This window comes from Pseudomonas sp. Sample_11, assembly GCF_004307505.1.
GTDB classification, from domain to species: domain Bacteria; phylum Pseudomonadota; class Gammaproteobacteria; order Pseudomonadales; family Pseudomonadaceae; genus Aquipseudomonas; species Aquipseudomonas atacamensis.
This window is the reverse complement of the sequence record NZ_RCOD01000041.1, coordinates 1-2,234: the sequence shown is the minus strand read 5'-3', so window position 1 is coordinate 2,234 and position 2,234 is coordinate 1. Positions and strand designations below refer to the sequence as shown.

Annotated in this window: 2 protein-coding genes; both read right to left on the bottom strand. The window is 59.3% G+C overall.

Annotation, left to right across the window (positions count from 1 at the left end):
• Window positions 1–134: 134 nt before the first annotated feature.
• Window positions 135–1,361 carry an SAM-dependent methyltransferase gene (locus tag D8U60_RS10380; RefSeq protein WP_130900071.1) on the bottom strand — a complete coding sequence of 409 codons (1,227 nt, stop codon included), beginning with the start codon at window positions 1,359–1,361 and terminating at the stop codon, window positions 135–137.
• Between the two features lie 177 nt (window positions 1,362–1,538).
• Entirely contained in the window at window positions 1,539–2,156 is a 618-nt protein-coding gene (locus D8U60_RS10375) for a TPM domain-containing protein (protein ID WP_016771315.1), read from the bottom strand.
• Window positions 2,157–2,234: the final 78 nt, after the last annotated feature.

Here is a 2,234-nt window from a genome sequence, read left to right as displayed (position 1 = left end):
CAAGCTTCAAGCTTCAAGCTTCAAGCTTCAAGCTTCAAGCTTCAAGCTTCAAGCTAAAACAGGATCACCCATATCAGGCACACCAGCGTCATGCTTCAACTTGCAGCTTGCCGCTTGAAGCTTGCAGCTGCCTGTTAAGGCATATAGCCGTCAGCGCGCAGCAGAGTTTCCAGGCAATGGTCGCTGATGTGGTAGAACGCCTTGAGCTCTGCGATCTTCGTCAACAACTGCGTCGGATCGACCGGCTCGGCGCGTTTCACCGCGAGAATCATCTTGTTCTTGTTGGTGTGTTCCAGCGAGATGAACTCGAACACTTTGGTCTCGTAACCGCAGGCTTCGAGGAATAACGCGCGCAAGCTGTCGGTGACCATTTCCGCCTGCTGGCCGAGGTGCAAGCCGTATTGCAGCATCGGCTTGAGCAGCGCCGGGCTCTGGATCTGCAGGCGGATCTGTTTGTGACAGCAGGGCGAGCACATGATGATCGACGCACCCGAGCGGATGCCGGTGTGGATCGCGTAATCGGTGGCAATGTCGCAGGCATGCAGGGCGATCATCACGTCCAGCTCACTCGGCGCCACCGTGCGCACGTCACCGCACTTGAACACCAGCCCCGGATGTTCAAGCTTGGCCGCAGCGGCGTTGCACAGGTTGACCATTTCTTCACGCAACTCAACGCCGGTGACTTCGCCCTCGGCCTTGAGCGTATTGCGCAGGTAGTCGTGAATGGCGAACGTCAGGTAGCCCTTGCCCGAACCGAAATCGGCGACCCGCACCGGTTGGTCCAGCGCCAGCGGCGACGAGGTCAGGGCGTGGCTGAACACTTCGATGAACTTGTTGATCTGCTTCCACTTGCGCGACATCGCCGGGATCAGCTCGTGTTGAGCATTGGTCACGCCCAGGTCTTTGAGGAAGGGGCGGCTCAGTTCAAGGAAACGATTTTTCTCGCGGTTGTGCTCGGCGGACGGCGCTTCACGCAATTGCTGAGGTTTGCTCTTGAACAGCGAACTCTTGCCCTTTTTGCTGTATTCCAGCTGCGCTTCGTCGGTCAGCGCCAGTAAATGCGCATTTTTGAACGAGGTCGGCAGCAGCCCGGCGATCAGCGCCACGCCTTCGCTCAGCGGCAGATTTTTGGTGATGTCGCGGGTCTTGTAGCGATAAACGAATGACAGGCACGGCTGCGCCTTGACCGTCACCGGTTTGATGATGACCCGTTGCAGATCCGCCTCTTCACCGACGTACTTGGCCAGCACCAGTTTGATGAAACCGCTGTCGTCGAGGCTGGCTTGCAGCAGCTCGATGAACTGAGCGTGGTGATCGGCGGCCGGTTTGGCGGACGGCGCGGAAGAAGCGGAAACGGACATGGACAAGCGGCCTCGGACGGGCGGAATCGGGAATGGCGGGTATTTTAGGGGGGATGGGGGTTGGGGACACCCTCTTATTTACCCAACGGCGAAAATCAAAAGATCGCAGCCTTCGGCAGCTCCTACAATTGGAATGCATTCTCCTGTAGGAGCTGCCGAAGGCTGCGAGCTTTTGATCTACCCCAACACCACCAACCGATTCGGCAATTCATTCCTCACCTGCGTCACCGGCACATGCACCTTCAACAACTCGCCACACGCCTCCACGCAAGTGACAAACCCTTCCAGCGTGCGGCCCTGGCGGACCTGTTCGGTGAACGCTGCGACAATCGCGTCCCAGTTGCTGTTATCCAGCCGTTTGGAAATCCCCTCGTCCACCAGAATCTCCACATAGCGCTCAGCCTCGCAGACAAAAATCAGCATGCCGGTGCTGCCCACGGTGTGGTGCAGGTTCTGTTCGAGAAACTGCCGCCGCGCCAGGTTGGAGGCGCGCCAGTGGCGCACGCGACGCGGGACCAGATGCGTGGTGATTTTCGGCAGGCGGAACAGCAGGCACAGGACGATGAACATGCCCCATTGCACCAGCAGCAGACTGCGCAGGGTCAGCCAGCCCGTGAGGTAGTGGACGATGCCCGGCAACACCAGCGCCAGCAGGCTGGCCCAGAGCAGCGGGATGTACGCGTAGTCATCGGCGCGGGCAGCGAGAACCGTGACCAGTTCGGCGTCGGTGTCGCGTTCGACCCGGGCGATGGCCTCGGCGACTTTGCGTTGTTCGTGTTCAGTCAGTAATGCCATGTCGAAAAGTGCCTGCTCATTATTCTTTTGATCTCACCAGCCGCCGGACGAACCGCCGCCGCCGAAACTGCCCCCGCC

Bases quoted from the DNA above. Each gene is read 5' to 3' on its own strand.
- D8U60_RS10380 (WP_130900071.1), bottom strand. From the start codon at position 1,361: ATGTCCGTTTCCGCTTCTTCCGCGCCGTCCGCCAAACCGGCCGCCGAT.
- D8U60_RS10375 (WP_016771315.1), bottom strand. From the start codon at position 2,156: ATGGCATTACTGACTGAACACGAACAACGCAAAGTCGCCGAGGCCATC.